This is a genomic window from Leptolyngbya sp. NIES-2104, from assembly GCF_001485215.1.
In the GTDB taxonomy this organism is placed as follows: Bacteria; Cyanobacteriota; Cyanobacteriia; order Leptolyngbyales; family Leptolyngbyaceae; genus Leptolyngbya.
Map to the genome: position 1 here is coordinate 4,233,330 of NZ_BBWW01000001.1, position 23,831 is coordinate 4,257,160.

Annotated in this window: 24 protein-coding genes, 1 tRNA gene and 1 pseudogene; 15 read left to right on the plus strand and 11 right to left on the minus strand. The window is 47.8% G+C overall.

The annotated features are described in order from the left end of the window. The first annotated feature begins 265 nt into the window (after positions 1–265). Both NIES2104_RS20210 and NIES2104_RS20215 read left to right on the plus strand, forming a co-directional pair. Entirely contained in the window at positions 266–2,647 is a 2,382-nt protein-coding gene (locus tag NIES2104_RS20210; RefSeq protein WP_059000046.1) for a glycoside hydrolase family 9 protein, read from the plus strand. A 1-nt stretch (position 2,648) separates the two neighbouring features. Continuing rightward, a complete protein-coding gene (locus NIES2104_RS20215) occupies positions 2,649–4,031 on the plus strand; it encodes an oligosaccharide flippase family protein (protein ID WP_059000047.1) in 1,383 nt (460 codons plus the stop codon). A 3-nt stretch (positions 4,032–4,034) separates the two neighbouring features. On the opposite strand, the gene NIES2104_RS20220 is transcribed toward NIES2104_RS20215, so the two are convergent. Beyond that, entirely contained in the window at positions 4,035–5,222 is a 1,188-nt protein-coding gene (locus NIES2104_RS20220) for a glycosyltransferase family 4 protein (RefSeq protein ID WP_059000048.1), read from the minus strand. Positions 5,223–5,570: 348 nt separating this feature from the next. On the opposite strand from NIES2104_RS20220, the gene NIES2104_RS20225 reads away from it, so the two are divergent. Further along, complete coding sequence (locus NIES2104_RS20225; protein ID WP_059000049.1) at positions 5,571–6,116, plus strand: late competence development ComFB family protein; 546 nt, start codon at positions 5,571–5,573, stop codon at positions 6,114–6,116. A 349-nt stretch (positions 6,117–6,465) separates the two neighbouring features. Here the strand turns inward: NIES2104_RS20225 and ilvB are convergent, their stop codons facing one another. Together ilvB and NIES2104_RS20235 are read right to left on the minus strand one after the other, a co-directional pair. After that, complete coding sequence (ilvB, locus tag NIES2104_RS20230) at positions 6,466–8,304, minus strand: biosynthetic-type acetolactate synthase large subunit (RefSeq protein ID WP_059000050.1); 1,839 nt, start codon at positions 8,302–8,304, stop codon at positions 6,466–6,468. A gap of 287 nt (positions 8,305–8,591) precedes the next feature. Continuing rightward, positions 8,592–9,095: a hypothetical protein gene (locus NIES2104_RS20235; protein WP_059000051.1), complete on the minus strand. Its 504-nt coding sequence runs from the start codon at positions 9,093–9,095 to the stop codon at positions 8,592–8,594. Positions 9,096–9,192: 97 nt separating this feature from the next. Here NIES2104_RS20235 and NIES2104_RS20240 point away from each other — a divergent pair, with 97 nt between their 5' ends. From NIES2104_RS20240 to NIES2104_RS20255, 4 genes are all read left to right on the plus strand, one after another. Beyond that, a complete protein-coding gene (locus NIES2104_RS20240; RefSeq protein ID WP_059000052.1) occupies positions 9,193–10,350 on the plus strand; it encodes a ferrochelatase in 1,158 nt (385 codons plus the stop codon). Between the two features lie 92 nt (positions 10,351–10,442). Beyond that, on the plus strand, positions 10,443–11,342 hold the full coding sequence (locus NIES2104_RS20245) for an ADP-ribosylglycohydrolase family protein (RefSeq protein WP_059000053.1): 900 nt from the start codon (positions 10,443–10,445) through the stop codon (positions 11,340–11,342). A 70-nt stretch (positions 11,343–11,412) separates the two neighbouring features. Further along, positions 11,413–11,486 (plus strand) — tRNA-Pro (locus tag NIES2104_RS20250). A 61-nt stretch (positions 11,487–11,547) separates the two neighbouring features. Further along, the gene (locus tag NIES2104_RS20255) at positions 11,548–12,087 is read left to right on the plus strand and encodes a CAP domain-containing protein (protein ID WP_072218106.1); all 540 of its coding nucleotides are present in this window, start codon (positions 11,548–11,550) and stop codon (positions 12,085–12,087) included. A 1-nt stretch (position 12,088) separates the two neighbouring features. On the opposite strand, the gene NIES2104_RS20260 is transcribed toward NIES2104_RS20255, so the two are convergent. The 4 genes from NIES2104_RS20260 to NIES2104_RS20270 form a co-directional block, all read right to left on the minus strand. After that, on the minus strand, positions 12,089–13,474 hold the full coding sequence (locus NIES2104_RS20260) for a serine/threonine-protein kinase (RefSeq protein ID WP_059000054.1): 1,386 nt from the start codon (positions 13,472–13,474) through the stop codon (positions 12,089–12,091). Between the two features lie 71 nt (positions 13,475–13,545). After that, complete coding sequence (locus tag NIES2104_RS31900; protein WP_156427005.1) at positions 13,546–13,689, minus strand: hypothetical protein; 144 nt, start codon at positions 13,687–13,689, stop codon at positions 13,546–13,548. A 260-nt stretch (positions 13,690–13,949) separates the two neighbouring features. Beyond that, positions 13,950–15,074, minus strand: coding sequence for a cell wall metabolism sensor histidine kinase WalK (locus NIES2104_RS20265; protein ID WP_059000055.1), 1,125 nt, complete (start codon positions 15,072–15,074; stop codon positions 13,950–13,952). After that, a complete protein-coding gene (locus NIES2104_RS20270) occupies positions 15,071–15,775 on the minus strand; it encodes a response regulator transcription factor (RefSeq protein ID WP_059000056.1) in 705 nt (234 codons plus the stop codon). The genes NIES2104_RS20265 and NIES2104_RS20270 overlap by 4 nt, the downstream gene beginning before the upstream one ends. A 222-nt stretch (positions 15,776–15,997) precedes the next feature. Here NIES2104_RS20270 and psb30 point away from each other — a divergent pair, with 222 nt between their 5' ends. Both psb30 and NIES2104_RS20280 read left to right on the plus strand, forming a co-directional pair. Beyond that, a complete protein-coding gene (gene psb30 / locus NIES2104_RS20275; protein ID WP_059000057.1) occupies positions 15,998–16,126 on the plus strand; it encodes a photosystem II reaction center protein Ycf12/Psb30 in 129 nt (42 codons plus the stop codon). Between the two features lie 148 nt (positions 16,127–16,274). Continuing rightward, a complete protein-coding gene (locus NIES2104_RS20280) occupies positions 16,275–16,871 on the plus strand; it encodes a Uma2 family endonuclease (RefSeq protein WP_059000058.1) in 597 nt (198 codons plus the stop codon). Positions 16,872–16,976: 105 nt separating this feature from the next. Here NIES2104_RS20280 and NIES2104_RS20285 read toward each other — a convergent pair whose 3' ends face one another. Continuing rightward, a complete protein-coding gene (locus tag NIES2104_RS20285) occupies positions 16,977–17,633 on the minus strand; it encodes a DUF4230 domain-containing protein (RefSeq protein ID WP_059000059.1) in 657 nt (218 codons plus the stop codon). A 148-nt stretch (positions 17,634–17,781) separates the two neighbouring features. Between NIES2104_RS20285 and NIES2104_RS20290 the strand changes: the two genes are divergently transcribed. Continuing rightward, on the plus strand, positions 17,782–18,750 hold the full coding sequence (locus NIES2104_RS20290) for a TIGR03885 family FMN-dependent LLM class oxidoreductase (RefSeq protein ID WP_059001934.1): 969 nt from the start codon (positions 17,782–17,784) through the stop codon (positions 18,748–18,750). A gap of 42 nt (positions 18,751–18,792) precedes the next feature. Here the strand turns inward: NIES2104_RS20290 and NIES2104_RS20295 are convergent, their stop codons facing one another. From NIES2104_RS20295 to NIES2104_RS20305, 3 genes are read right to left on the minus strand one after another with little or no spacing between them, the layout of a single operon-like run. Beyond that, on the minus strand, positions 18,793–19,281 hold the full coding sequence (locus NIES2104_RS20295) for a Spy/CpxP family protein refolding chaperone (RefSeq protein WP_059000060.1): 489 nt from the start codon (positions 19,279–19,281) through the stop codon (positions 18,793–18,795). Positions 19,282–19,293: 12 nt separating this feature from the next. Next, a complete protein-coding gene (locus tag NIES2104_RS20300; RefSeq protein WP_059000061.1) occupies positions 19,294–19,620 on the minus strand; it encodes a hypothetical protein in 327 nt (108 codons plus the stop codon). After that, complete coding sequence (locus tag NIES2104_RS20305; protein ID WP_263970999.1) at positions 19,617–20,228, minus strand: sigma-70 family RNA polymerase sigma factor; 612 nt, start codon at positions 20,226–20,228, stop codon at positions 19,617–19,619. The genes NIES2104_RS20300 and NIES2104_RS20305 overlap by 4 nt, the downstream gene beginning before the upstream one ends. A 115-nt stretch (positions 20,229–20,343) precedes the next feature. Here NIES2104_RS20305 and NIES2104_RS20310 point away from each other — a divergent pair, with 115 nt between their 5' ends. The 5 genes and pseudogenes from NIES2104_RS20310 (at position 20,344) to NIES2104_RS20330 (ending at position 23,456) form a co-directional block, all read left to right on the plus strand. Beyond that, complete coding sequence (locus tag NIES2104_RS20310) at positions 20,344–20,598, plus strand: type II toxin-antitoxin system Phd/YefM family antitoxin (protein ID WP_059000062.1); 255 nt, start codon at positions 20,344–20,346, stop codon at positions 20,596–20,598. Further along, entirely contained in the window at positions 20,591–20,857 is a 267-nt protein-coding gene (locus tag NIES2104_RS20315) for a Txe/YoeB family addiction module toxin (RefSeq protein WP_059000063.1), read from the plus strand. Before NIES2104_RS20310 ends, NIES2104_RS20315 begins: the two co-directional genes overlap by 8 nt. 114 nt (positions 20,858–20,971) lie before the next feature. Next, a pseudogene (locus tag NIES2104_RS33830) lies at positions 20,972–21,315 on the plus strand (DUF6334 family protein). Positions 21,316–21,378: 63 nt separating this feature from the next. Further along, positions 21,379–22,275 (plus strand): SDR family oxidoreductase, encoded by an 897-nt coding sequence (locus tag NIES2104_RS20325; protein ID WP_059000065.1) that lies wholly within the window; start codon positions 21,379–21,381, stop codon positions 22,273–22,275. Continuing rightward, positions 22,191–23,456, plus strand: coding sequence for a succinate--CoA ligase subunit beta (locus NIES2104_RS20330; RefSeq protein WP_263971000.1), 1,266 nt, complete (start codon positions 22,191–22,193; stop codon positions 23,454–23,456). Before NIES2104_RS20325 ends, NIES2104_RS20330 begins: the two co-directional genes overlap by 85 nt. Positions 23,457–23,831: the final 375 nt, after the last annotated feature.

A 23,831-nucleotide genomic window follows, 5' to 3' on the forward strand; every position in this document is an offset into this window, starting at 1 on the left:
TTTTTATCAAACTCACATGAAAAAGCAAGATTTTTGAAGTTTTTTGTGATTATTATTTGATCGGCGTTGTGCGATTTGCCCGTATTGGTACGGAGCCACCATTTACTTGATTGCGCGATTGCAATACTGAAAGTTCCTGTTTTTGTGTGGAAGAAAGCGGTTTCTTTAAATACTCGATCGAATTTCGCAAGAATTTCGTGAACTTACGGACAAGACCCCCGCTTCCAGGCAGAATGAGTTAGGAAATTTACGGAAATCTGACGTGATGCGGCTGCAATCTCTCTTTCCGGTCGGTCTTGGACTGTTGCTCACAGGCTGTAATGTCTCTGGGGTCGATGCAGGAAATACGCCTCAAATCAAGGCAAATCAGGCTTATCTCGTCAAGCCTGATATTCTGGCAGTTCAAATCAACACGGGTGAAATCATTCACGCCAAGCAGTCCCCGTACAAACCGCAGTCAGGCGATCAAATTCAGCAGCCCCGCCCGCTTGAGGAAGATTGGGTGATTCGCAACGGAAAAGCGATCGGCTCACTCGTAGGCAAGCAGCGCAATATTTTCTATCCTCTCGATCAATTTGTCGCCTCGCCCTTTGATCCTCAGTGGGCAGATCGCAATACCAGCTATCGAATCACGTCTTCGGAAGATTCGACTTATTCATCGATGCTGAATCCGACATCGGTTTATCGCAAATCCAAACCGACGGACATGGCACGAGTCGGACAGTGGAAGTTTGAGTTTCCAATGGCACACACCCTGTACCTCAAGCTGCCCAGCCCGCTCAAGCCTGGAAAAACCTATCAAATCAATTTTCCCAATAGCAAAGTTGCACCGCTGAGCTTCAAATATCAGCCAAATGTGACCCGAACCGAAGCGATTCATGTGTCTCACATTGGTTTCGCGCCTCAAGATCCAGCGAAAGTTGCCTTCCTTTCAACTTGGATGGGCAATGGTGGACGAGTCGAATATGGAGCGGGGCTTGGATTTTCGGTGATTGATGAGAAAACGAATCAGAAAGTATTCACCGGAAAAACGCAGCTCTCGCGAACCAGTCAGGAAAACGAAGACCTGCGGGAACGAAACTACTCGCACACGAACGTTTACTGGATGGATTTCACGAACCTTCAAACTCCTGGAAAATATCGAGTTTGTATTGACACGATCGGTTGTTCATTTGCGTTTGAAATCCGCCCAGATGTATGGCGAAATGCGTTCTACACCTCAGCACGCGGACTTTATCACCAGCGTAGCGGCATTGAACTAAAAGAACCGTATACGAAATGGACACGCCCTCGACCCTTTCATCCCGATGATGGAACTGTGGTTTATGAATCGACCGCACCCCTTTCGAGCGTCGATCAAGGGATTGGGTCAGCCGAATTCGTCAAGAAACTATCTGAATCGGAAACGAAGCGCGTCGTTCCGAATGCTTGGGGCGGCTACTTCGACGCGGGAGATTGGGATCGGCGGATTCAGCACGTCGAAGTATCGCGCCAAATGCTCGAACTAGCGGAATTATTCCCGCAGTATTTCGATCGCGTTTCTCTCAACCTCCCCGAATCCAAAGACAGCTTACCCGATGTGATTAACGAAGCCCTTTGGACGCTCGATTTCTTTCGTCGGCTCCAAACGGCTGACGGTGGCATTCGAGGTGGCATTCAATCACAGCGTGATCCGCGACTCGGTGAAGCCAGTTGGCAAGAATCTTTTCGGGCATACGCTTATGCTCCCGATATGTGGTCGAGTTACATGTATGCTGGAGCCGCCGCACGAGCCGCAAATGCGCTGAAATCTAGAGATCCAAAACTAGCGCAAACTTATCAAGAGAGCGCATTGCGAGCGATGGCTTATGCCGAACGAGAAGCCGCCCAAAAGTCGATCGGCAAGTTTGAGCGCGATAGTCGAAATCTTGCCGCCCTAGAACTGTATCGACTGACGGGCGATTCTTCCTGGCATCGACTCTTTTTGCAAACGACCGTGTTCATCAATCCGCAGAAAGATGTCTTTGTCTGGGACGAACACGATCAGCGAGATGCAGCGTTTCTCTACGCCAGACTGCCGAAAAATCAGATTGATTCCACCGTGCAGCAAAATGCAATTAACGCACTGATTCGGGATGCTGATGTTGCCAAATCGGTTGGTGAACAAACCGCGTTCAAGTGGTCGAAAGAATTGCCGTATATGCCGCTGGGCTGGGGAACCGGACTCGGAGCACCCAAGGCGATGTCGATGGTTCGTGCTCATTACTTGACGCAGAACGGTAAATATCTACGATCGGGCGTTTTAGCGACTCAGTTTGCGTTAGGAGCAAACCCGGATAATATGACTTACACCACGGGAATCGGCTACCGCAGCCCTAAAAATCCGCTCGTTTTCGATCAGCGGGTTCAGGGCATTGAACCGCCACCCGGAATTACGGTGTACGGTCCCTATGATCCGACGTTTTACAGTGATGTTTGGACGATCGAGTTATTTAAAGATGTGATTTTTCCAGCCCCGATCGAGTGGCCCGCCACCGAATCGTATCTGGATATTTTCCTGTTCCCAATGGCGGCAGAGTTTACCGTGATGCAGTCGATTTCGCCGACCGCTTATCTCTGGGGCTATCTCGCCGCTACCAATACAACGCCAGCCAGAACCAACAAATAATATGACCAGTTCGCTCAAACAGTTAGCCATCCGGGGTGCATTTTGGACGATCGCAGGTTACGGCGGCAGACAAATTCTCAGACTCGGTAGCAATCTCATCATGACGCGCCTGCTCCGCCCAGAATTTTTCGGGCTGATGGCGCTTGTCACCACGATCAAAATCGGGATCGAGCTTTTCTCGGATTACGGCATTTCCCAAAGCGTGGTCAATAACAAGCAGGGAGATGATCCGGTGTTTCTTGACACTGCCTGGTCGTTGAAAGTAATTCGCGGCTTTCAAATCTGGGTCTTGAGTTTTGTCTTGGCATATCCGTTCGCGCAATTTTATCGCGGACAAGATCCCCAAGGTGAACTGCTGTATCTCCTGCCGCTTGTCGGATTTACGGCGGTGTTAGATGGATTTAGCTCGACGGCATTACTCAGTTGGGAGCGTCATCTCGAAGTTCGTAAATTAATGATTTATGACCTTGCGGTGACGGGAGCTTCTCTGGTTGGCTTTGTGCTGTTGTGCTGGTGGAGTCCGACGGTCTGGGCACTTGCGATCGGGAATGTACTCAGTGGCGGCATCAACATGGTCGCGAGTCATTTTGTCGATTCACGGTATCGCAACCGATTTCGCCTCGATCGAGAAGTTTTAAGGGAAATTCAAAACTTCGGGAAATGGGTAGCGGTCGCCTCTGCGATCATGTTTATGGCGGATCAAGCCGATCGCTTTATTTTGGCGAAGCTGCTGTCGTTTGAAAAATTAGGGGTTTATACGATCGCGTATACGCTGGCAAGTATTCCACGCGATCTGATTCGAGAATTAAGTAGCAAAGTTATCTACCCAACGATTTCCAAGCAGTTAGACATACCTCGCTTGCATCTGCGCGAAAAGATTGTGAAACAGCGCTGGCTATTATTGATCGGTTTAGCGGTTTCGCTGGCGCTCTTAACGACCTGCGGCGATTGGGTGATTATGCTGCTGTATCAAGGCAGAAATAAGCACTGGGATCAATATCAGCACGCGACTTGGATGATGCCGATTCTGTGTTCTGGAATTTGGTTTTCTGTGCTGTTTTACACAACCAGTCCTGCATTGATGGCGATTAGTAAGCCTGTCTACTCAGCGCAGAGTAACTTCGTACGGTTCGCGATGGTCGGGATTGGGATGCCGCTGGCGTTTTCGCAATTTGGGGAAGTCGGCGCGATCGTCATGGTTGCCTTAAGCGATTTTCCCCTGTATGCGGTGAACCTCTACGGACTCAAGCAAGAAAAACTATCTTGTACAATGCAGGATTTGTACTGTACCGCGTTCTTTGTCGCGATTTTGGTGTTCTGTTTACTCACTCGTTATTCATTAGGATTCGGGGTTCCGATTCATGTCTTGCTGCAACACGCTTGAAGTCTACCAATCGACGTTTTCCCGCTCGTGTAAAACGCGCCCATAAACGGCTTCGGTTTGTTGTGCCAATTTGAACCAGTCGAAGCGACGGGAAAGATCTTCATAGGCATTGTTGACTAGCGATCGCGCAAAATCCGGGCGTTTCAGAACTTCCAAAATGCCCCAAGCGATCGACTCTGAATTATTCACCCAAGTCACAATCCCAGTTCTGTTGTGCCGCACAACTTCGGGAAATCCACCCGCATCAGAAACGACCACCGGAACTTTTGCCGCAAAGCTCTCAAGTGCAACGATTCCAAACGGCTCGTAGAGGCTGGGGAAAACGGCGCAATCGGCGATCGTTTGAAAGCGATCGAGATCTCGATCGGGCATAAATCCCGCAAAGAAACAGCGATCCCAAATTCCTGCCTCTCTTGCCTGCTGTTTGAGATGTTCCGTATGCCCGCCGCCAATAAAGACGAATTTCACCCGCTGCTTCATCTCGTGCAGAATTCTTGGAGCGGCTTGAATCAAACCTGCAACGCCTTTTTCATAAGTCATTCTGCCTACGTAGTACACAATTTTTTCGTTGTCAAGCGCAAACCGACGGCGAAACTCCCAATAATCGAACTCTGGGTCAAGCTGCTTCTTCTCGCGACGAATCCCGTTGTACACGACATCGATCTTGTCCCAAGGTGTACTCAACGTATGCTCCACCTCGCGCCGCATAAAGTTTGTACACACAATCACGCGCCAAGCTTCGTGTGTTAACACCCGTTCTTTGCCGTGAATATACTGCTGTACCGGATTAAAAATTCCGCCATGTCGCCCGTGTTCTGTCGCGTGAATCGTTGCCACCAAAGGCACTTTGAAATGATGTTTTAGCGCGATCGCAGCATCCCCAACGAGCCAATCGTGCGCGTGAATCACATCGAATTCGCCTTCTTCTAGCATCAACTTGCCGCCATGCTGTCCCATGCTGTCATTCATCGCCGAAACCCACTGGAAAAAATCCTCATGTTTCGGCACCGACACGCGATGAACTTCTACGCCGTCAACCACTTCAAACCGCGGAGCCTGCCCAAACTCCACTGTGATTAATTGAATCTGATGCCCCAGTTTGACCAACTCCGAGTAAAGCTCCCCAACGTGGCGAGCGATCCCGCCCACGATTCGCGGTGGAAATTCCCAAGTCAGCACCAAAATCTTCATCGCTCCCAATGCCCTTTTACCATGCGGTATGTTTCACTGTACTCGCTTTACGTCCCTACATTCACCCTTGTCCAAAGTTGCCAAATTGAACGAACTCAAAACAGAATTTTTATCTAAATTTGAAATCTGTGAGATCTGATGCTACAAAACAAACTCCGTGTGATACAACATTGACGCGAATCGACATTTGTCCCAAATTGTTACAAACAAAGGACAGAATGAATCTTCTCTACTGTCGTTGTGCATTAACAAAGGTTTAATCAAAGTGTTCTTGGACACCCAAACTAGGGCAAAATGATGTCGGGGTTATCTATAAACTATCTGCTGCGATGGAGTTAAAGAGGCGATATGAGCATTGAAAAGATCGTTGATCAAGCCCTTCAGGATGGCTATTTGACACCAGCGATGGAAGCCGAAGTAGGGCGCATCTGCGATACTGCCTCGGAGTTATCGATCGAGGAATATATGGCGCTCGATCGATTAATGGGGGCACTACTGACGGGTGAAGTCGTCGCCGTTCCCCGGAAGCAGTTTATCAACGTCATGGAAGAACTGGTCTTGACCGAGGCGATCGCACGAGTGGCAGAAATCGAAGCCACCAGCGATCGCACTTTAGATCTAGGTGATATCGCTGCGTATGCGTTGAACCGTCTACCGCCGCTGTATGCGACAACCGAGGAAGGAGCAAACTACCAGCGCCAGCACGCGAAAGAAGGATTGCAGGGTGTGATTTCACAACGAGTCGGAGAAGCGATCGCGAAGAACCTTGACAAACCCGATTTTTTTCCAGAACGACAAATTCTTGGAAAAAGCTCGAAAGACGAAATTCTTACCCAGGTCAGCAGTCTCTTGCAGGCGTATGCACCCAGCTTCGAGCCAGAACCACGTCGATAAGATTTTGATGATTCAAATCGATTCAGGGGCAAAATGCCCCTTTTTTCTTGGGAATGAATGCTGACGAATTCTGAATTCGATTCGGCTCAATGGGTCACAAAAACCCCAGGATTAATTCGCCTACCATGTACACACAAGCCGATTGATCGGTCGTCGCCGAAATCTTTCGCCCCCTAAATCCCCCACGAGTGGGGGACTAAGAGTAGAGCAGATCCTTCCAGTTGAGAGAATCGCTTCGATTCAAAGTCCCCCAGAATGGGGGATTTAGGGGGCACAAGCCGCCCAAAACGAAGCAAAATACGGATGTATGTACACGGTAGAGATTGATTCACTGGGGTTTTCTGTTCATTTAGATTTTCGTGCCACAGTGCGGACAGAACTTATTGCTTGGAATGTTCTCAGCGCCGCAGTGACGACAGTTGATCGTTTCTGCTGCCCGTTCTAACAATTTCCGCTCCGGTAAACCAATCATCTGAGCATTGCTCTTACCCGTTGGCACCATCGGATAGCAGTTCTCATTTTTCTTCACCCGCACATCCATCAAGACTGGACCGGGATGAGCGATCATTTGGGCGATCGCGCTTTTCAATTCCTCGCGGGTTTCTACAATCATGCCTTTGATGCCAAACGCCTCCGCCAATTTGACAAAATCAGGTGTGCCGACCTGCATGTTTGAATTGGAGTAGCGCTCATCATAGAAAGCTTCTTGCCATTGGCGCACCATGCCCTGCCAACCGTTGTTAATAATCACGGTTTTGACATTGATTCCGTACTGCGCCAGAGTTCCAAGCTCCTGAATGTTCATCTGAATGCTGGAATCACCACTGATACAGATGACTTCTTCGTCTGGAACTGCGACTTTTGCCCCCATTGCAGCGGGCATTCCAAAGCCCATCGTTCCGAGTCCCGCGCTCGAAATCCAGCGACGCGGACCGTTTTTGAGGAATTGAGCCGCCCACATTTGGTGCTGACCTACATCGGTTGTGTAGTAAGCGTTCGGGGCTTGCCGTCCGACTTCTGCAATCACTTCTTGAGGAGACAACACACCTGGATACTCAGGCACAACCAGCGGATAATCTTCACGCCAGCGATCGATTCTTGCAAGCCATGCTTCAGTTTGATCCGGGTTCGCGGGATCGCCTTCTTCGGTGCTGCGCTCTAACAAATCAGTCAGAACTTGCTTCACATCTCCCACGATCGGCACATCCGGCAAGCGAACTTTACCCACTTCCGCTGGATCGATATCGATGTGAATCACTTTAGCGCGGGAGGCGAATTCGTCGAGTTTCCCGGTGACTCGATCGTCAAATCGTGCCCCGACTGCAATCAACAAATCACACTCGGTCACAGCAAAATTCGCATACGCCGTTCCGTGCATTCCGAGCATGCCAACCGATAACGGATGATGCTCATCGAATGCGCCGATTCCCATTAGCGTTGTCGTGACAGGCAGCTTAAAGCGTTCTGCAAGTTCTTTCACTTCCGAGTGTGCGCCTGCTGCGATCGCGCCTCCCCCGACGTAAAGCAGCGGTTTTTGAGCCTGACGAATCAGTTTCAATGCCTGTCCAATTTGGCGCGGATTGCCTTTTACCGTCGGGCGATATCCAGTCAATCGGACAGAACCTGGATCAACCGGAACATAATCAAATTGTTCAACACCGACATCTTTAGGCACGTCGATCAAAACAGGTCCCGGTCGTCCAGTGCTGGCGATATAGAACGCTTCAGCAACAATTTTCGCCATGTCACGCGGATCGCGGACGACATAGGAATGTTTCACGATCGGTAAGGTAATGCCGTAAATATCAGTTTCCTGGAACGCATCACTTCCGATCGCAGGACGCGGAACCTGTCCCGTCACAATCACCATCGGAATCGAATCCATGTGTGCGGTCGCGATCCCCGTTACCAAGTTTGTCGCACCCGGTCCCGAAGTCGCGAAACAAACGCCGACTTTTCCGGTGGCGCGAGCGTATCCATCGGCGGCGTGGGCAGCTCCTTGTTCATGGCGCACAAGAATGTGCTTGAGGATTCCAGCTTGTTCAGCCCGATAGAGTTCATCATAGATCGGCAGAATTGCACCGCCGGGATAGCCGAAAATGTGTTGGACGCCGTGGCGACTGAGACTATCGATTAAAGCAAAAGCACCCGTCACCTGTTGGACTGCTGATCGTTGCTGCAACTGCACTGGAGTAACCTCTTCGAGTATGCGCGATTTGGATAGTTTAGAAGATTTTTGTATCGTAGGATGCAAGCGATAAGAATATAGTGTAAAACTGATCCCTATTTGTGTCGAGAGACTGTCTCACGGATTTTTTCAAGATACCTACGATACAAAGCATTTGAAATGAAATCTGGAAATAAGTGTGTCAGAGAACCTTGATATTGCTTTAGATTCCGCAACTTAACTAGAAGAATCCTAATCAATCGAAACCGTTTCTGAAGCTAGACCGAGGAATGATTTGTGTCTTGACTTCATGACGTTGAGCAATGAACTAACTCAGAAATAAACACGGCGGCGGTCACGGTACGATTTGAAGATTCAATTACACCTTGGACTGCTCCGGGAGAATGCCAGAGTGTGAGGTGGTCAACAGCAGGATCAGCATAAAAGTGAGTTGCATTTCCACCCAGCATCAGAGAACTCCAATGAGTAAAGCGATCGTGGCTCACTCGATGAATCGGAAATTCTCCAAACAACGGAACGCCCCAACCATCGATTGCGATAAATCGATCGATCCGAATTCCTTGACGCTGCCAGATTCTTGCTGCTGCGATCGTGCCCACAACCCCGGCACTAAACGCAACAATTAAAACAGATTTGTCCGGCTGGAAGAACTCTAGAATATGCTGAGACGAATAAGCGGGCTGTCGATCGGACGGGAAAACTGCACACTGATTCTCAGAAAGATTCACCTGAGCGATGAAAGCTTCTGTCAACTCAGCGGAGTGCATTCCTGGGCAAATCAAAATCTTCATTACTTAGGTAACGATATTTCACTCATCGATCCTTTCCCCCGGTAGGGGATGTTAGCCTGAAACTAAACCGAAAAATTGATAAAGGGGTTTTTACACTGTGGTTGCGACTCCAGACAAGCTCGAACACACTCACCATCATCATCACACTTCTTCAAACTCAGAACGAATCGCCGTTCTTCTCATGGGATACGGCGAGGTCGAGAGCTATGAAGACTTCGCCAATTACAACGAACAAGCGCTGAATCTCCTCACGGCAAAATTTGCGCCCGTTCCAACCTGGGTTTATCCACCCTTGGCAAAACTATTAGCGATCTTCGATCTGCACGAGTGGGGACACCAACACGGACAGTTCATCTCGCCGCACAATGAAATTTTTGAAAAACAGCGTGCAGGTGTGGAAGCCGCATTACAAGAAAAGTGGGGCGATCGCATTCAAGTCTTCAAAGCCTTCAACTTCTGCAAACCATTCCTACCTGAACAAGTCCTAGCTGAGGTTAAAGACCAAGGCTTTACCAAAATTCTGATTTATCCCTTGCTGGTGGTCGATTCCATCTTCACGAGTGGAATTGCGGTTGAACAAGTGAACAAAGCCTTGGCAACCCTAGCCGATGAGGGCGAACACTGGCTAAAGGGAACGCGCTATATTCCTTCGTTCTTCGATCGACCTGAATACATCAATTTGATGGCGCATTTAGTCGAAGCTGAGATTCAATCTAATCTAGCTGAGAACTATCTCCCCTCTCAGGTCGGAATCGTTTTGATGAATCACGGCTGTCCACACAAAGCAAAAGGCTTCACGTCTGGAATTACCGAGAGCCAACTGCTTTACGACAAGGTGCGCGATCGCTTAATTGATCGTTATCCCTTGATTTCTGTCGGCTGGCTCAATCATCAGACCCCGCTAATTGATTGGACGCAACCGAATGCCGATCTTGCAGCGAGAAACTTGATCGAACTCGGAGCAAAAGCGATCGTGTTTATGCCGATCGGTTTCGCGACTGAAAACCATGAGACGCTGCTGGATGTCGAACACATCATCGAAAAGCTTCACCGCAAGTATTCTGATGTGAAATACGTCAGAATGCCCTGTGTGAATGACCATTCTGAGTTTCTAAAAATGGTTGCAGACTGGGCAACTCCACAAATTGAATCGCTTCTATCTGAGCAAGCTTTGGCGGTTGTTCCAGTGCATGGAGAAGTGCACCATCATCATGATCACGGACATCACCACGACCACGGACATCATCACCATTAATTGGTAAAACTTTGAGAGGGAGGCACTTCTGAGCCTCCCTTTTAATTTTGGTAAATTGGGTGAGTCACGCTGTGTCAGAACGGGATCACTGCATGGATACATTAGAACGCTTTCGAGGATGCCTGTTAGGACTTGCGACAGGGGATGCGATCGGTACAACCGTTGAATTTCAGCAACGCGGTTCATTCTCGCCGCTCACGGACATGGTAGGCGGAGGTCCATTTAACCTCAAGCCGGGTCAGTGGACTGACGATACCTCTATGGCATTGTGCCTCGCCACAAGCCTCGTCACTATGGGCACATTTGATGCCGCTGATCAAATGAATCGATACTGCGATTGGTACGAACAGGGATACCTTAGCAGTACAGGTAAGTGCTTTGATATCGGTAACACAGTGCGGCAAGCGTTGCAGCACTACAAGCACTCTGGCAATCCATTTAGCGGTTCCACTGATCCAAAATCTGCTGGTAACGGATGTTTGATGCGGCTGGCACCTGTTCCGATGTTTTACTTTCCAGAACGCGATCGCATTTTACATTTCTCGGCTGAAAGTGCTCGGACAACGCATGGTGCATCAGAATGTATCGATGCCAGTTGTTTATTTGGAGAAATGTTATTCCGCGCTTTGTCGGGAATGAGCAAAACTGAGATTCTTTTTAGCAGCAGTCCAGAGACGATCGCATCGCCATCAATTCAAGCGATCGCTTGTGGCGAGTATCAACGCAAGCAAAGTCGTGAAATTCGTGGTACCGGATACGTCGTCGCAAGCCTAGAGGCTGCGCTTTGGTGCTTTTGGACGACAGAAAGTTATGAGCAAGCCATTCTTAGCGCTGCAAATCTTGGTGATGATGCAGACACGACTGCGGCAATTTGTGGTCAAGTTGCTGGCGCATATTACGGAGAATCTGGTATTCCGGCGCATTGGCTGGAGAAGCTGACGATGCGAGATGAGATCACCAAGCTTGCTGAGCAACTCTATGTTGAACGCTAATTCACAATCAGTTCAAGCAAGATGGGTTTGCAAATTGACGAAACTTCGCTACAATATCAGAGCTTAGTTACGGGATGTAGCGCAGCTTGGTAGCGCGCCTGCTTTGGGAGCAGGATGCCGCAGGTTCAAATCCTGTCATCCCGATTGGTTTCGGAACAAAATATTAATAGAAACGATTTATCATAAGTCGTTGGAATTTTCTGCAATGCGTCACGTCAAAATTGTAAACATCATCAGTTGCCTCTTGATCGGAGCAATGACCGGATGTAAAGAGATTCGAGAACAGTTTCCTGAATTACCCACCTTTGAGCGTCCTGCTCCACTACCCCCCAAACCCGCACAATCGCCGACCGCCGCAAAAATTGAGACCACCATCTATCAGCAAATCAATCAGGTGCGGCAACAAGACGGACTCAAAGGACTGAAAAAGAACGATCGATTAGCAGAAGTGGCGCGACGATATAGTCAGCAAATGGCAGAAAAAGAGTTCTTCAGTCATACCGGAGCCGATGGAACAAACGTTGCCGATCGCGTTGAGGCAGGACAAATTTCTTTTCAAATTGTGGGCGAGAATTTGTACATGGGAACGAACATTAGACAGCCTGCGGATAATGCGGTCGAAGGCTGGATGAATAGTCCCGGACACCGAGAAAATCTTCTTCGTCCTGTCTATGCGGAGACTGGAATTGGAGTTTGGAAAAAGGGCAATACCTATTACATTACGCAACTTTTTCTCAGGCAGTAGATTAGTTTCGATCGACAGGGAGACCGAGCCATTGACTTAACTGTTCTGCTAACCAATCAATTTCTGGAGGGGTCAAAGATTCATAATTGTTCGTGCCGCCCCCTAAAGTAAATTTTCTCGTTCCTGCCCAAATGTTAAGGTGTGCAGGAATTCTGACGTGACCCCCTTCGGAATCGTGCTTGTAAGTATCTTGAGTCCTATCAATTCGGCAAATCGATCGACGATCGGCAGTTAACGGAAAAATTCCGATGCCAAAGAGTTCATTCGCGCGAAAAATTTTGGATTCAGTGATTTCTAATCTGACTTGCCCGAAGAGATCGAACAGAATTCCCCAAGTCATCCATAAACCCGCAGCCAAGTGCCCGATCGCGAATAAAGCCATAAACCAACCGCCAGAACTCCAACTGATCAGCGCCATGCCGTACCACATGATGAGAAAGGAATTCCAGAAGAGCGCGAATCCAAGCAGGGGAATCAATCCAAGATGAAATCCTCGTGACGGAATGACGATCTCTAGAGTTTGGCGCGATCGTGCAAATTGAACCTTGCTACCAACGGGTTGCCCTTTTGCTAAAGTTCGAGGTGCATCTAGAGCTTCTAGAGCTTGTTTAGCGGATTGCAATCGTAAATCTAAACTGGGTTCTGTCAGCCACTTGAGCCAGTCGATTAGATCCGGACTGAGATTGACGTGTTTATCGAACAAAATCCGCATTTCCCGCTGTGGCAGTTGATCGGGATTCTGTCCGGTTGCTATGCAGATTAAAGTCGCACCTAACGCATAGAGATCCGAAGCTGGAACGGTTTGCCCTCCAAATTGCTCCGGAGGCATATAACCGTAAGTTCCGACGATCGTTCGAGTGCCATGATGTAGTGCAGTTTGAACAGAACCGAAATCAATTAAATAGATCCGACCGGGATGATTACCTGTTCGATTTCCGAGCAGAATATTACTCGGCTTCAAATCGCGATGAACGACTGGAGGCTGGCGACTGTGAAGATAGTCAAGAATGGAGAGTAAATCTTTTGCGATCGCTCTAAGTTCTTCTTCGCTAAAGGTTCGCCCGGATTGTATCCAGTCTTGCAGCGATCGCGCTTCGATGTGAGTTTGAACAAGTGCAAATCCTTTACCGAGGTCAGTTTCGACTTCAAAATCATCAAGGTATTGAGGAATTGCACGGTGATTGAGCGATCGTAAAACTGCTGCTTCTCGCTCAAACAGTTTGAGATCCTCCCAGGTAAACTCTGGTGCAAACAGGAGTAGCTTCACCACCACGATCGCGTCAGACTGTAAATCCTTTGCCAGAAATGTTCTTCGTCCGGTTTGACGACCGAGTAGCGATTGGATCTGATAACGATCGCGCAAAACTTTCCCAATGAGTTGATCCATGATGCCTCAAGTGATTCATCGGATGACACCATTATCTCTTTAGGATTTTGCGATCGTCACTGATGCAGTCGCTACATTTTTTTACCGACTAGCCAGAGCAGTCCCGCATCAATGAAGGTAAAAGGACTATCCAGGGTGCCTGCCAACAGACTGAGGAGAAGAAAGTAACCGAGCGAAGCGATCGCGACAAATTTGATTAAAACGAGCGTTGCCATAGCCAATGTAGAGAAAACTAGGTTGGTGTAGAATAGTACGCCAAACACGACGTGTCAAATCCTTGGCTCTAACTTGTGAGGATAGAGCAATATTTATAAGTTTTATAAAGATACACTACATTTTTTGGATTTTCATAGAGTCATTCTGCCTATTGCTAGGAACTGCCCAATCTGCCCAGAGGAATACATAGGCAGATTTCATACCTTCCTTACTGATAGAAGTTCGATGAGTTTCTCGATCAGATTCAGATTTTCACGACTCAATCCCGCAAAGAAAGCAGCTTGGATTTTTCTGGCACGATCGGTAAACAAAATCGAAACGTACTTCCCTTACCGAATTCGCTTTCGACCTCGATCGTACCTTTTTGCAGCTCGACTAAGCGACGAGAAATGGCAAGCCCGATTCCAGTTCCGCCAGAATGCCGATCGCGCGATCGATCTGATCGCCAAAATCGCTCGAATACATGCGGCAGATCTTCAGCTTTGATTCCCCGCCCCGTGTCTTTGACTGCGATCCATAACTTATCCGATTCTGTCCAAGCCTGTAGGGTAATACTGCCTGCTGATGTATAACGTAGGGCGTTTCCCACTAGGTTCACTAAAACCTGTTCTACTCGTTCGGAATCCGCCATCGCAGACGGGAGCGATTCAGGACAGTCCACTTTTAAGGTCGGACTATCATCGAGTAATTGATCGGAAAATTTTTCCACGATCGACACTAGTAAAGGTCGAATTTGTAGCGGTTGGAGATGAATCGGTAAATAACCTGCTTCTGCTTTCGAGAGTTCTTGCAGGTCGTTGACCAATCGACGTAAGCGAACGGTTTCCCTTGCAAGGCGTTGATACACATCTGGAGTTGACTCGATCGTGCCATCTGCCAATCCTTCTAGATAGCCTTCGATCACGGTTAAAGGGGTGCGTAGTTCATGAGTCAGATCGCCGACTAAATCGCGTCTGCGCTGTTCTACTCCTTCGAGATCTTGAGCCATTCGATTAAAACTTTCTGCCAATTGATTGAGTTCAGGAATCTCGTTTTCAGGCACCCGTTCTTCTAAGTGTCCGGCTGCAAACCGCTGAGTGATTTCTTCCATCTGAATCAAAGGCTGCATAATGCGTTTCGACACCCAATAGCTAAGCCCGATCGCAGTGGTTCCCCCGACAATCACCGACCAAAACGCGCCCCGACTCCAAGCCGATTCAAACCCATCGATCAGCCGACTTTTTACCCGAACTACACTAAAATCGATGCCCTGCAACTGTTCGAGATGCACCAGAAACAATCGCGGTGTGTAAACCTTTCCTACAGTCAGCAGCGTACTAATCCCAACCACCATGACGATCATGTGGGACAAAAACAATCGGGTGCGGAGGTTGGGTTTACTCATGCGGCAGTGTCTTCAAATTTGTAGCCGACTCCGATCACCGTTTTAACAAAGGTTGGATTTGCCGGATCGGGTTCGATTTTCTTTCTCAACCGGGCGACGTGTGTATCGACGACTCGTTCATCTCCGAAAAAGTTACTGCCCCAAAGTTTGTCGATCAATTGCGTTCGGTTCCAAACGCGTCCCGGATAGCTCATAAAAGTCGAGAGCAAATCAAATTCGAGCGTCGTTAAATCTAAAGGTTCTGTGCGATCGCCGTTTTGTCGAGCTGCCGATCGCTGATCTACATCCAAGACAAAATTCTGTGTCCGGTACACCTGAGACTGTCCGCCCTGTCGCATCGTTCGTCGCAATAACGCCCGGACTCGCGCTACTAATTCCTTCGGGCTAAAGGGTTTCACCATATAATCATCTGCGCCCGTTGACAGTCCGATAATGCGATCGATTTCTTCGCCTTTGGCGGTCAGCATCAGAATAAATGGATCTTTCGCTCCGGGTTTTTGGCGCACACGGGCACAAACTTCTAGCCCATCGAGTCCCGGAATCATCAGATCGAGAATCATCAGGTCAGGTTTTTGCTCTTGGAAGACTTGTAAAGCAGAAATACCATCGCGACAAGTTCGACAAGAAAAGCCTTCTTTTTCAAGGTAAAGTTGAATCAGTTGAGCGATTTCGGCTTCGTCTTCGACAATCAAGATTTCCATAACACCGGGGGTCTAGAAGGTCACAACCTGTATAGCTCTGAGTGTATCAATTTGACAACTCGAAGAACGTCGAATTTTCAACTGACAAACTTTTATCGCGATCGTTTTGCGGATTGTGGAGTTTTGTAAACTTCCTTAAGAATGCAGCGATCGACCGATAAAATAACTTGTATCGAAGCTTCACGAATTTCTATATAGGGCTAAGCGCACACGGGGGGACAGATGGAGTTTTTAAGTTTTCTGAACGACGTTAATTTTGAAGCGATCGTTCAATTGACTTTGGTTGCCATGATCATGTTGGCAGGTCCAATCGTGATTTTCTTGTTGGCGTTCCGAGGCGGCGATTTGTAAGCTTCCGATTGGTGTGACATCAAAGTTTTATCAGGTTTAAGAGAGAGTAGCTCCAAGGCTCGATCGTGTTTCGCGATCGGGCTTTTTCATTTAGGTTGAATTCCTAGCAGCGGTTAGAATTAAAATCATTCGCTAGGCTCTTACACCTATGATTGCAGCAAAAGAAAACGTCCCAAAGCTTACTCCCGAAGAATACTTCGCTTGGGAAGAAAAGCAGCTAGAAAAGCACGAGTACATTGATGGTGAAGTTTACGCCATGAGCGGCGGCAGCAAAAACCATAGCTTAATCTCTGTCAGATTCATTACCTTGTTTTCCAATCACCTAGAAGATAGTAGCTGTGAAACTGGTAATTCAGATCTAAGAGTTAACATTGTTGAGACAAACGACTACACCTATCCAGATGTCAGCGTGACTTGTGACGATCGAGATAAAGCTACAACTCAGTACATTACCTATCCCTGCCTAATCGTCGAAGTTCTCTCACCCAGTACAGAGGCATACGATCGAGGCGGCAAATTTAGAATGTACCGCAATAATCCGAATTTTCAAGACTATCTATTAGTCAGTTCTACCAGTATCGAAATAGATTTGTATCACAAGAACGAAGCAGGAGATTGGCTAATCATCAACTACAAAGAAGGCGACACTGTAGAACTAAAAAGCATTAACTTAAAATTCTCGATCGAGCACGTCTATCGTGGTCTTGTTCTCACCCCAGAATCTGAAAACTCACAAACCGCTTAAAACCACACCCCCACTATCGCCAAGTCTGATGAAAATGGGGGTGAATTTGAAAAAGATTAATGCTCGTGGTGTCTGCCGCCGACCGTTGAAAAAATAGAGCTAACATCATTCCGCACAAGTTCTATCTGTTGGAAGCTGAGTCTCAATTTCTATCGTGGTGTATTTCAGCTTTGTCAGGATTTCTGTTAACAATTGCTTGGCGCTCGTGTTAGCGGCTTCGAGAATGTTACTGTCACAGGCTTCTTGTCGGATTGCTGCGATCGCTTTGAGTTGAGCTTCTTCTTGGAGTTCAGGAGTCGCTTTTGGTGCAATCCACTCCTTGTAGTTTGCTAAAATTGTCGATCGTCCAACATTCAAACCGATATCTCGAATGTAAGGAGCAGGCAGAACCAGGTGAACTTTACCGGGACTGACTGATTTGACTTGTAGCTGTTTGAGGTTGATGCCTGCTTGGATTTGACTTACGCCTTCATACACAAAGTTGGTTTGTCCGATTTTGACTCCGAAGACTTCGCTTGGTTTTTCGACGCGGATAGTTGCCTTCGCATCGATCGTGACTGCGGTGAGTTGATCCGCGTTCTTTAATCCTGAGAAGATTAGGTTTCTCACCTCGATCGTGCTTGAACTAGTGTGATGCAAGAGCATGAACACAATGAGAAGTAGCGGTGCGATCGCGCTTAAAACTTGCCACTTATGTTTCTTGGCTGATAAACTGATTGTAGATTGAACACCTTGTTCAAGTAACGTTCCCCAAAATGCCATCCGGTTTCTCCTAAAATCGCTCTCTGTCGTTAGAATAACAATTCTAAAATTATCCCTCCACAGCATGAAGCAACAAACGCTTCGGTTTGCTACGTTGCAGTAGTTTATTGCTGATTTAGATGCTTGATGAGTGCGTGGAGGAACAACCGTGGTAAAAATTGGCTATCACGCTTCCCATGAGCAGTTTAAGCCAAGTGCATTACTGCAATACGTGCAACTGGCAGAACAAGCAGGATTCAATGCGGCTTTGTCTTCGGATCATTTTCATCCTTGGAGCGAAATGCAGGGACAGAGCGGGTTCGCTTGGTCATGGTTAGGAGCAGCAATGTACGCGACTCCAACACTTGACTATCGAATTGTGAATGCACCCGGTCAGCGGTACCATCCCGCGATCGTCGCTCAAGCGGCTGCAACTCTAGCAGAAATGTTTCCGAATCGATTTTGGATCACTGTGGGAAGTGGTCAAGACTTGAATGAACACATCACGGGCGATCGCTGGTTGGCAAAACGCGATCGCAATACGCGACTCAAAGAATGTGTGGATATCATTCGAGCACTCTGGGCAGGGGAAACCGTGACGCATCATGGTTTAGTGACGGTTGAAGAGGCGAAATTGTACAGCCGTCCCGAAGTGCAACCGTTGATCATTGGAGCCGCAGTCACGCCAGAAACAGCAGAATGGGTAGGAAGTTGGGCAGATGGATTAATTACTACCTCGCGTCCTCATGATGAACTGAAGCAAGTCGTCGAGGCATTTCGACGGGGCGGCGGTGACGGAAAACCGATGCTCTTGAAGGTTCAACTAGCATACGATCGTGATGATGAAACCGCGCTACACAAAGCACATGAGCAGTGGCGCAATAATGTCTTTAAGAATACGGTCATGACCGAACTGAGAACACCGCAGCAGTTTGATGCAGTTGGGGAATTGGTGCAGCCCGAAGCATTACTTCAGCATGTGCGTGTTTCATCTGAGCCACAGCAGCATATCGAATGGTTGCAGCAAGATATCGAGCTTGGATTTGATGAGCTACTGCTTCATCATGTAAGTCGTGAGCAAGAGCAATTCATTGAAGTCTTTGGTGAGAAAGTTCTTCCTGCATTTACCAAAACCTAACAATTAATGCTCAAACACCATCTTTGATCTTAAGCTGTAGTGCTAAATTCCCGGAGTTCTTTCTGGTAAGCGATCGCGCCCTCTCCCTCGACGCTGCTCCATCCGCTGGGCAAATTTTTGTCTTTGCTCTGGACTTAGCACATTGCGAATCTCTAACATACTGTTGAACTGAGCATCTGCAATCTTTGTTCTCAGTTCTTTAACTTGGCGAAACTTCTCCCGGATTTGGTCATCCGATGCAGTGCCCGCCATCAGAGTTCGGAGGTCTTGTTGAGCTTGACGGGCAGCATCTCGATCGCTCTTCATCTGATCCCGATAGCGCGATCGAATTTGCTGAATCCGACTCATCTGATCCGCTGACAAATTCAACTCTCGCAACAATCCCATTTCACCCCTTCCAGGACGATCACCCGCTGGTGGAACTTGCGCGATCGAATCGGAGTAGCGAAAATCGATCGCTCTTAAAACCGCTGCACTTCCAAATAGCACCAGAACCGATGAAGCCACCACGATCGCAACACGCCGCAACATACAATCAAACTCCTAAGGGGTAGTAGAATCAACAAACGCAAAATAATCGCTAGTACTGTCACTCGTGCCATCGACGACCGTTGACCAGTTACTTTCCAGATAAGCCTCCAAAGTTGCTGGATCAGCAGAAGGAGATCGAACAGGCTGAGCAATCAGAATCCCGATAAACGAAGCTGCGATTCCCGACATCAAAAACACGATCGGACGCGACATCCGCGATCGTCTTGGCAAAGATTGAATAATTCGATCTTCTAAATCGGGTGATGCACTGGGTGGATGAGAACGATACTGACGCAGAAAGCTTGTAAGCTCCTCGTCCTCTTCGGGAGGTCGATTCATAACTGGACTCCTTGACGATCGAGAAATTGACGCATTGCCCCGCGTGCATGAAATAATCTTGACTTCACTGTGCCGATCGGGATTTCTAAAATCTCAGCGACTTCTTTTTGCGGCATTCCTTCAAGATCATGTAGTACAAGAATTGTGCGGTGATCAAAGCTCAGTTCTTTTAATCCTCGCATGACAATATCTTCGTAGTGTAGCTGGATTAGATCAGGGGCTTCTTGCTGTTTCGGTGCGTGTTGGGTGAGAATTTCGAGCCGCGATCGACGCACTGCCGCTGCTTGCCGATAGTCTGATGCCACATTCCATACAATCCGATACAGCCAAGTCGAAAACTGGGCATTCTGCCGGAATTTGGGCAATCCTTTCCAGACGCGGAGAAACACTTCTTGAACGAGATCATCGATCGCGTCCGCATCACAGAGTTGAAAGAGCAATGCTCGGACACGGTTTTGGTAGCGCCTGTAAAGACGGCGAAAGCTCTGAGTATCTCCAGCAACGCAAGCCGTGATCAAGTCGCGTTCCGACTGATCCGGAGAATTCGATGAGGGATTCACTTGCACCGAGAATGTAGAACCAATCCAAGAAATCGCTGCCGTTGTCACTGTTGGGAGTGCCCTTCAATTCAAGATACTGCTTAGACCATGACTCACTCAAAAAGGTTCAACCGCTGTGGAAAGAAGTTAAACTTGTACAACAAGCTGTACAAACGAGAAGCAAATGGATATTGTCTCTTTTAGCGAAGCGAGAAGTAATCTTAAGGCTGTTTTGGATCGTGTGGTCGAAGATGCAGACTTTACGGTGATTACGCGACGAGATGCAGAGGATGTTGTGGTGATGTCGCTGGAATTGTTTAATCGCTTGATGGAAACCGATTACTTGCTCAAATCTCCAGCAAATGCAGCCCATTTAGAACGGTCGATCGCTCAATTTAAGCAGGGAAAAGTGGTAGAGCGGAATCTGTTGGATGAGTAGAAAGCTTGTTTGGACAGAGGAAGCTTGGAGCGATTATGTATATTGGCAAGGTCAAGATAAAAAGACGCTAAAGCGCATTAATAAGTTGATTGATGCAACGATGCGATCGCCCCTTGAAGGAATCGGAAAACCAGAAGCGCTTAGTGGAAATTTGACCGGATTCTGGTCGCGTCGCATTGATGAAACCAATCGATTAATTTACGCCGTTGATGATGACTATTTGACGATCATTGCTTGTCGCTACCACTACTCCGATTGACATTAAGATGAGATTAGCAACCCGGTAAGCCAAGGAAGCGAGATAAATATGGTGGAAAATGATTTCCCGATCGGTGCGCCACTTTTGAATATCGCCGCGATCGAAGATCAAGTAATGACTTCTCTAGAATTGTGCCTTGATCAGGTGCAGTTCATCTTCGAGACGCAAACGCTAACGGTAAATGTCATTGCTGACACCGATGAGGTGGAATTAGTCCAAACGGAAACGGTTTCTACGTTTGATGTGACTCCGCCAGAATGGAGTCGATCATCGGAAAAAAACTGCAAACCGTTTGGCAGTGTGAAAATGCTCAGGGGTATCAAGACCAAATCATTTTTGCGTTCGGTCAATTGCAGCCGAGTGTGACGTTTTTAGCAGAAGGATCGGTGCTAAAAGTGTTTCAAAGTCAATCGCTGACAAAATCGCGATCGACTCGGCTTAAACAAACTTCTGTTTAGGGATTCGTGGATTCTGGTATCGTATCTGGGCGCTTTGAAATAACATCATTTTCCTCTTTTGATATGTCTTCTCAAGTGATTTTAATTACGGGTGCTTCGGCAGGAATCGGAGCCGCACTTGCCCAAACCCTCGCCGATCGCTTTCCCAATATCAAACTCATTCTTGCGGCTCGAAGCATCGATAAATTAGAACGCATTGCCGATCGCGCTCGTCAATCTGGTGCAGAAGTTCTCGTCGTTGCAACCGATATGGGAGAGCCGGATCAGGTGCAAGCGCTGGCAAAAACCGCGATCGACAAATTTGGGCGAGTCGATGTCTTGGTGAATAACGCCGGATATGGACAGATGGGACCCGTGGAACTCATCCCGATCGAATCGGTACAGCGTCAGTTTCAGGTGAATGTGATTGGTGCGATCGGGCTGATTCAGGCATTTATTCCAGTCATGCGCGATCAAGGTGGCGGAAAAATTATTAATGTCAGTTCGCTGGGGGGTCGAATTGCGTTTCCCTTCTGCGGCATGTATAGCGCTTCTAAGTTTGCCTTGGAATCTCTCAGCGATAGTTTACGACGAGAATTAGCCCCGTTCAATATTCGGGTGAGCGTGATCGAACCGGGTCCTGTGAGTACGGAATTTTTCGAGGTGGTTGAACGTGAAGTGGATACCACGATGCCCAACGGGAAGAATACACCGTATCGCGCCGCATTTGAGAATCTAGAAAACTTAGATAAACTAACAAAACGTCAGGCTTGGAGTTCGGAGCGGGTAGCAGATGTGATCGTAAAAGCGATCGTTGCCAAGCGACCCCAGCCCCGATACATTGCAGCCACGGCTGGAGGCTTGACTGTGTTCATGATGACAAAGGTACTGCCAACATGGATCGTCGATCTTTTCTGGCAAAAATTCTACGCGATCGACCGCGTTGCCAAAGATTGGAAAACTCGCCAACCCTCCCTGTAATGGATCTCCTGGAATATCAAGCTAAAGATTTGTTTCGAGAAGTCGGGATTCCGGTTCTGCCTTCTCAATGTATTCAGCGTCCAACCGATTTGAAAGCTCTGAAAATCCCGTATCCGATCGCGCTCAAATCCCAGGTTTATATGGGTGAGCGCGGTCGAGTTGGAGGAGTGCGATTTGTCTCGAATACAATCGATGCGATCGCTGCTGCTCACTCGATTTTTAATCTGCCGATTATGGGCGAATATCCGAAAGTGCTCTTAGCAGAAGCGAAATACGAGGCGCAACAAGAACTCTATTTAGCGATCGCGCTGAATCAATCGATTCGCCGCCCGGTGATTCTGGGATCGGCAAAGGGCGGGATCGATGTGCAAACTGCGATCGATGAAATGCAGCACGTCGTAATTGATCAAGAATTCTCTTCGTTCTATGCTCGTCGTTTAGCGCTGAAGATGGGACTACAAGGGAATTTGATCAATTCGTTTAGCGATATCGTTGAGCGAATGTACCGATTGTTTACTGATAAAGATTTAGATTTGGTTGAGATCAATCCTTTGGGAGTCAATGCCAGAGGGGAAGTCATGGCACTCGATGGCAAGATCACCGTTAACGATGCGGCGTTAGGACGACATCCAGCTTTAGCGGCATTGGACAATCGACCTCAGAAATTTGTGCTCGATCGCTTACCGGATTCCTTAACCACAATCGATCCCCAAGGACAGATTGCCGTTTTGTGTAACGGTGCTGCGCTGACGATGGCAACGATGGATTTGATCAGTCAATCGGGCGGAAAACTGTTGCATTACCTCAATATTGGCAGCGAGACGCATCACACTTGGCAACCGGAAATTTTGTGCGATCGTCTAGAGCAAGGCTTGACGATGTTGGCGAAAAATAAGCAAGTCAAAACAATTCTGGTCAATATTGTGGGGGGAGCGGTTCCGAGCGATCAGATTGCCAATGCGATCGTGCGATTCCTCCGTCCGCCTGCTCCCACAAGAGCCGTCAGCCAAGAACTGAAAATTAGTCGGGGCGCTCCTTTGCCCAAAATCGTTGTTCGCTTGTTAGGAGCGAATATAGAAGCCGCAAAAGAGCACCTCTCGGTTACTCCAGCTCTAGTGATGGAAGACTTGGATAGTGCGATCGCGCAGTTGCTGATTTTGACAAAGAAGCGGGAGTCTTAAAGAATGTTTGAAAAGTTGTCGTTTATTGCAGTTTCCCGCCCTGAAATGAATTTCGGGCTAATCGACGAAAGTCCATTGAAATGGACTAAAAACCTAAAACTGCCTCCGAGTCTACTTCAGTAGACTTTCCACGGTTAGCCCGAAATTTCATTTCAGGGCGGGAAGCAATCGAAGCGAGAAGACTTTTTCTACCTTTCAAACATTCCCTTAACCTGGTATTAACCCGATGTTAATTAAAATATAATCAAGTACTTCTACGGATCTTTTTCAGAGCGCTTAAGTTACGTTTATTGACTTTGGCAAATCTGGGGATTTGTGTTCTGGCTAACACCCCTATAATTTGGGAATGACCCGGACTTCACCTGTTTAGGACTT

What these genes read in the sequence shown, in the direction of transcription:
- NIES2104_RS31900 (WP_156427005.1), bottom strand. Translation starts at nt 13,689, where the DNA reads ATGGCAACGCTCGTTTTAATCAAATTTGTCGCGATCGCTTCGCTCGGT.
- NIES2104_RS20300 (WP_059000061.1), bottom strand. Translation starts at nt 19,620, where the DNA reads ATGAATCGACCTCCCGAAGAGGACGAGGAGCTTACAAGCTTTCTGCGT.
- NIES2104_RS20220 (WP_059000048.1), bottom strand. Translation starts at nt 5,222, where the DNA reads ATGAAGATTTTGGTGCTGACTTGGGAATTTCCACCGCGAATCGTGGGC.
- NIES2104_RS20260 (WP_059000054.1), bottom strand. Translation starts at nt 13,474, where the DNA reads ATGGATCAACTCATTGGGAAAGTTTTGCGCGATCGTTATCAGATCCAA.
- NIES2104_RS20255 (WP_072218106.1), top strand. Translation starts at nt 11,548, where the DNA reads ATGCGTCACGTCAAAATTGTAAACATCATCAGTTGCCTCTTGATCGGA.
- NIES2104_RS20210 (WP_059000046.1), top strand. Translation starts at nt 266, where the DNA reads ATGCGGCTGCAATCTCTCTTTCCGGTCGGTCTTGGACTGTTGCTCACA.
- psb30 (WP_059000057.1), top strand. Translation starts at nt 15,998, where the DNA reads ATGGAGTTTTTAAGTTTTCTGAACGACGTTAATTTTGAAGCGATCGTT.
- NIES2104_RS20225 (WP_059000049.1), top strand. Translation starts at nt 5,571, where the DNA reads ATGAGCATTGAAAAGATCGTTGATCAAGCCCTTCAGGATGGCTATTTG.
- NIES2104_RS20245 (WP_059000053.1), top strand. Translation starts at nt 10,443, where the DNA reads ATGGATACATTAGAACGCTTTCGAGGATGCCTGTTAGGACTTGCGACA.
- NIES2104_RS20325 (WP_059000065.1), top strand. Translation starts at nt 21,379, where the DNA reads ATGTCTTCTCAAGTGATTTTAATTACGGGTGCTTCGGCAGGAATCGGA.
- NIES2104_RS20235 (WP_059000051.1), bottom strand. Translation starts at nt 9,095, where the DNA reads ATGAAGATTTTGATTTGCCCAGGAATGCACTCCGCTGAGTTGACAGAA.
- NIES2104_RS20270 (WP_059000056.1), bottom strand. Translation starts at nt 15,775, where the DNA reads ATGGAAATCTTGATTGTCGAAGACGAAGCCGAAATCGCTCAACTGATT.
- NIES2104_RS20215 (WP_059000047.1), top strand. Translation starts at nt 2,649, where the DNA reads ATGACCAGTTCGCTCAAACAGTTAGCCATCCGGGGTGCATTTTGGACG.
- NIES2104_RS20285 (WP_059000059.1), bottom strand. Translation starts at nt 17,633, where the DNA reads ATGGCATTTTGGGGAACGTTACTTGAACAAGGTGTTCAATCTACAATC.
- NIES2104_RS20265 (WP_059000055.1), bottom strand. Translation starts at nt 15,074, where the DNA reads ATGAGTAAACCCAACCTCCGCACCCGATTGTTTTTGTCCCACATGATC.
- NIES2104_RS20280 (WP_059000058.1), top strand. Translation starts at nt 16,275, where the DNA reads ATGATTGCAGCAAAAGAAAACGTCCCAAAGCTTACTCCCGAAGAATAC.
- NIES2104_RS20295 (WP_059000060.1), bottom strand. Translation starts at nt 19,281, where the DNA reads ATGTTGCGGCGTGTTGCGATCGTGGTGGCTTCATCGGTTCTGGTGCTA.
- NIES2104_RS20315 (WP_059000063.1), top strand. Translation starts at nt 20,591, where the DNA reads ATGAGTAGAAAGCTTGTTTGGACAGAGGAAGCTTGGAGCGATTATGTA.
- NIES2104_RS20330 (WP_263971000.1), top strand. Translation starts at nt 22,191, where the DNA reads ATGGATCGTCGATCTTTTCTGGCAAAAATTCTACGCGATCGACCGCGT.
- NIES2104_RS20310 (WP_059000062.1), top strand. Translation starts at nt 20,344, where the DNA reads ATGGATATTGTCTCTTTTAGCGAAGCGAGAAGTAATCTTAAGGCTGTT.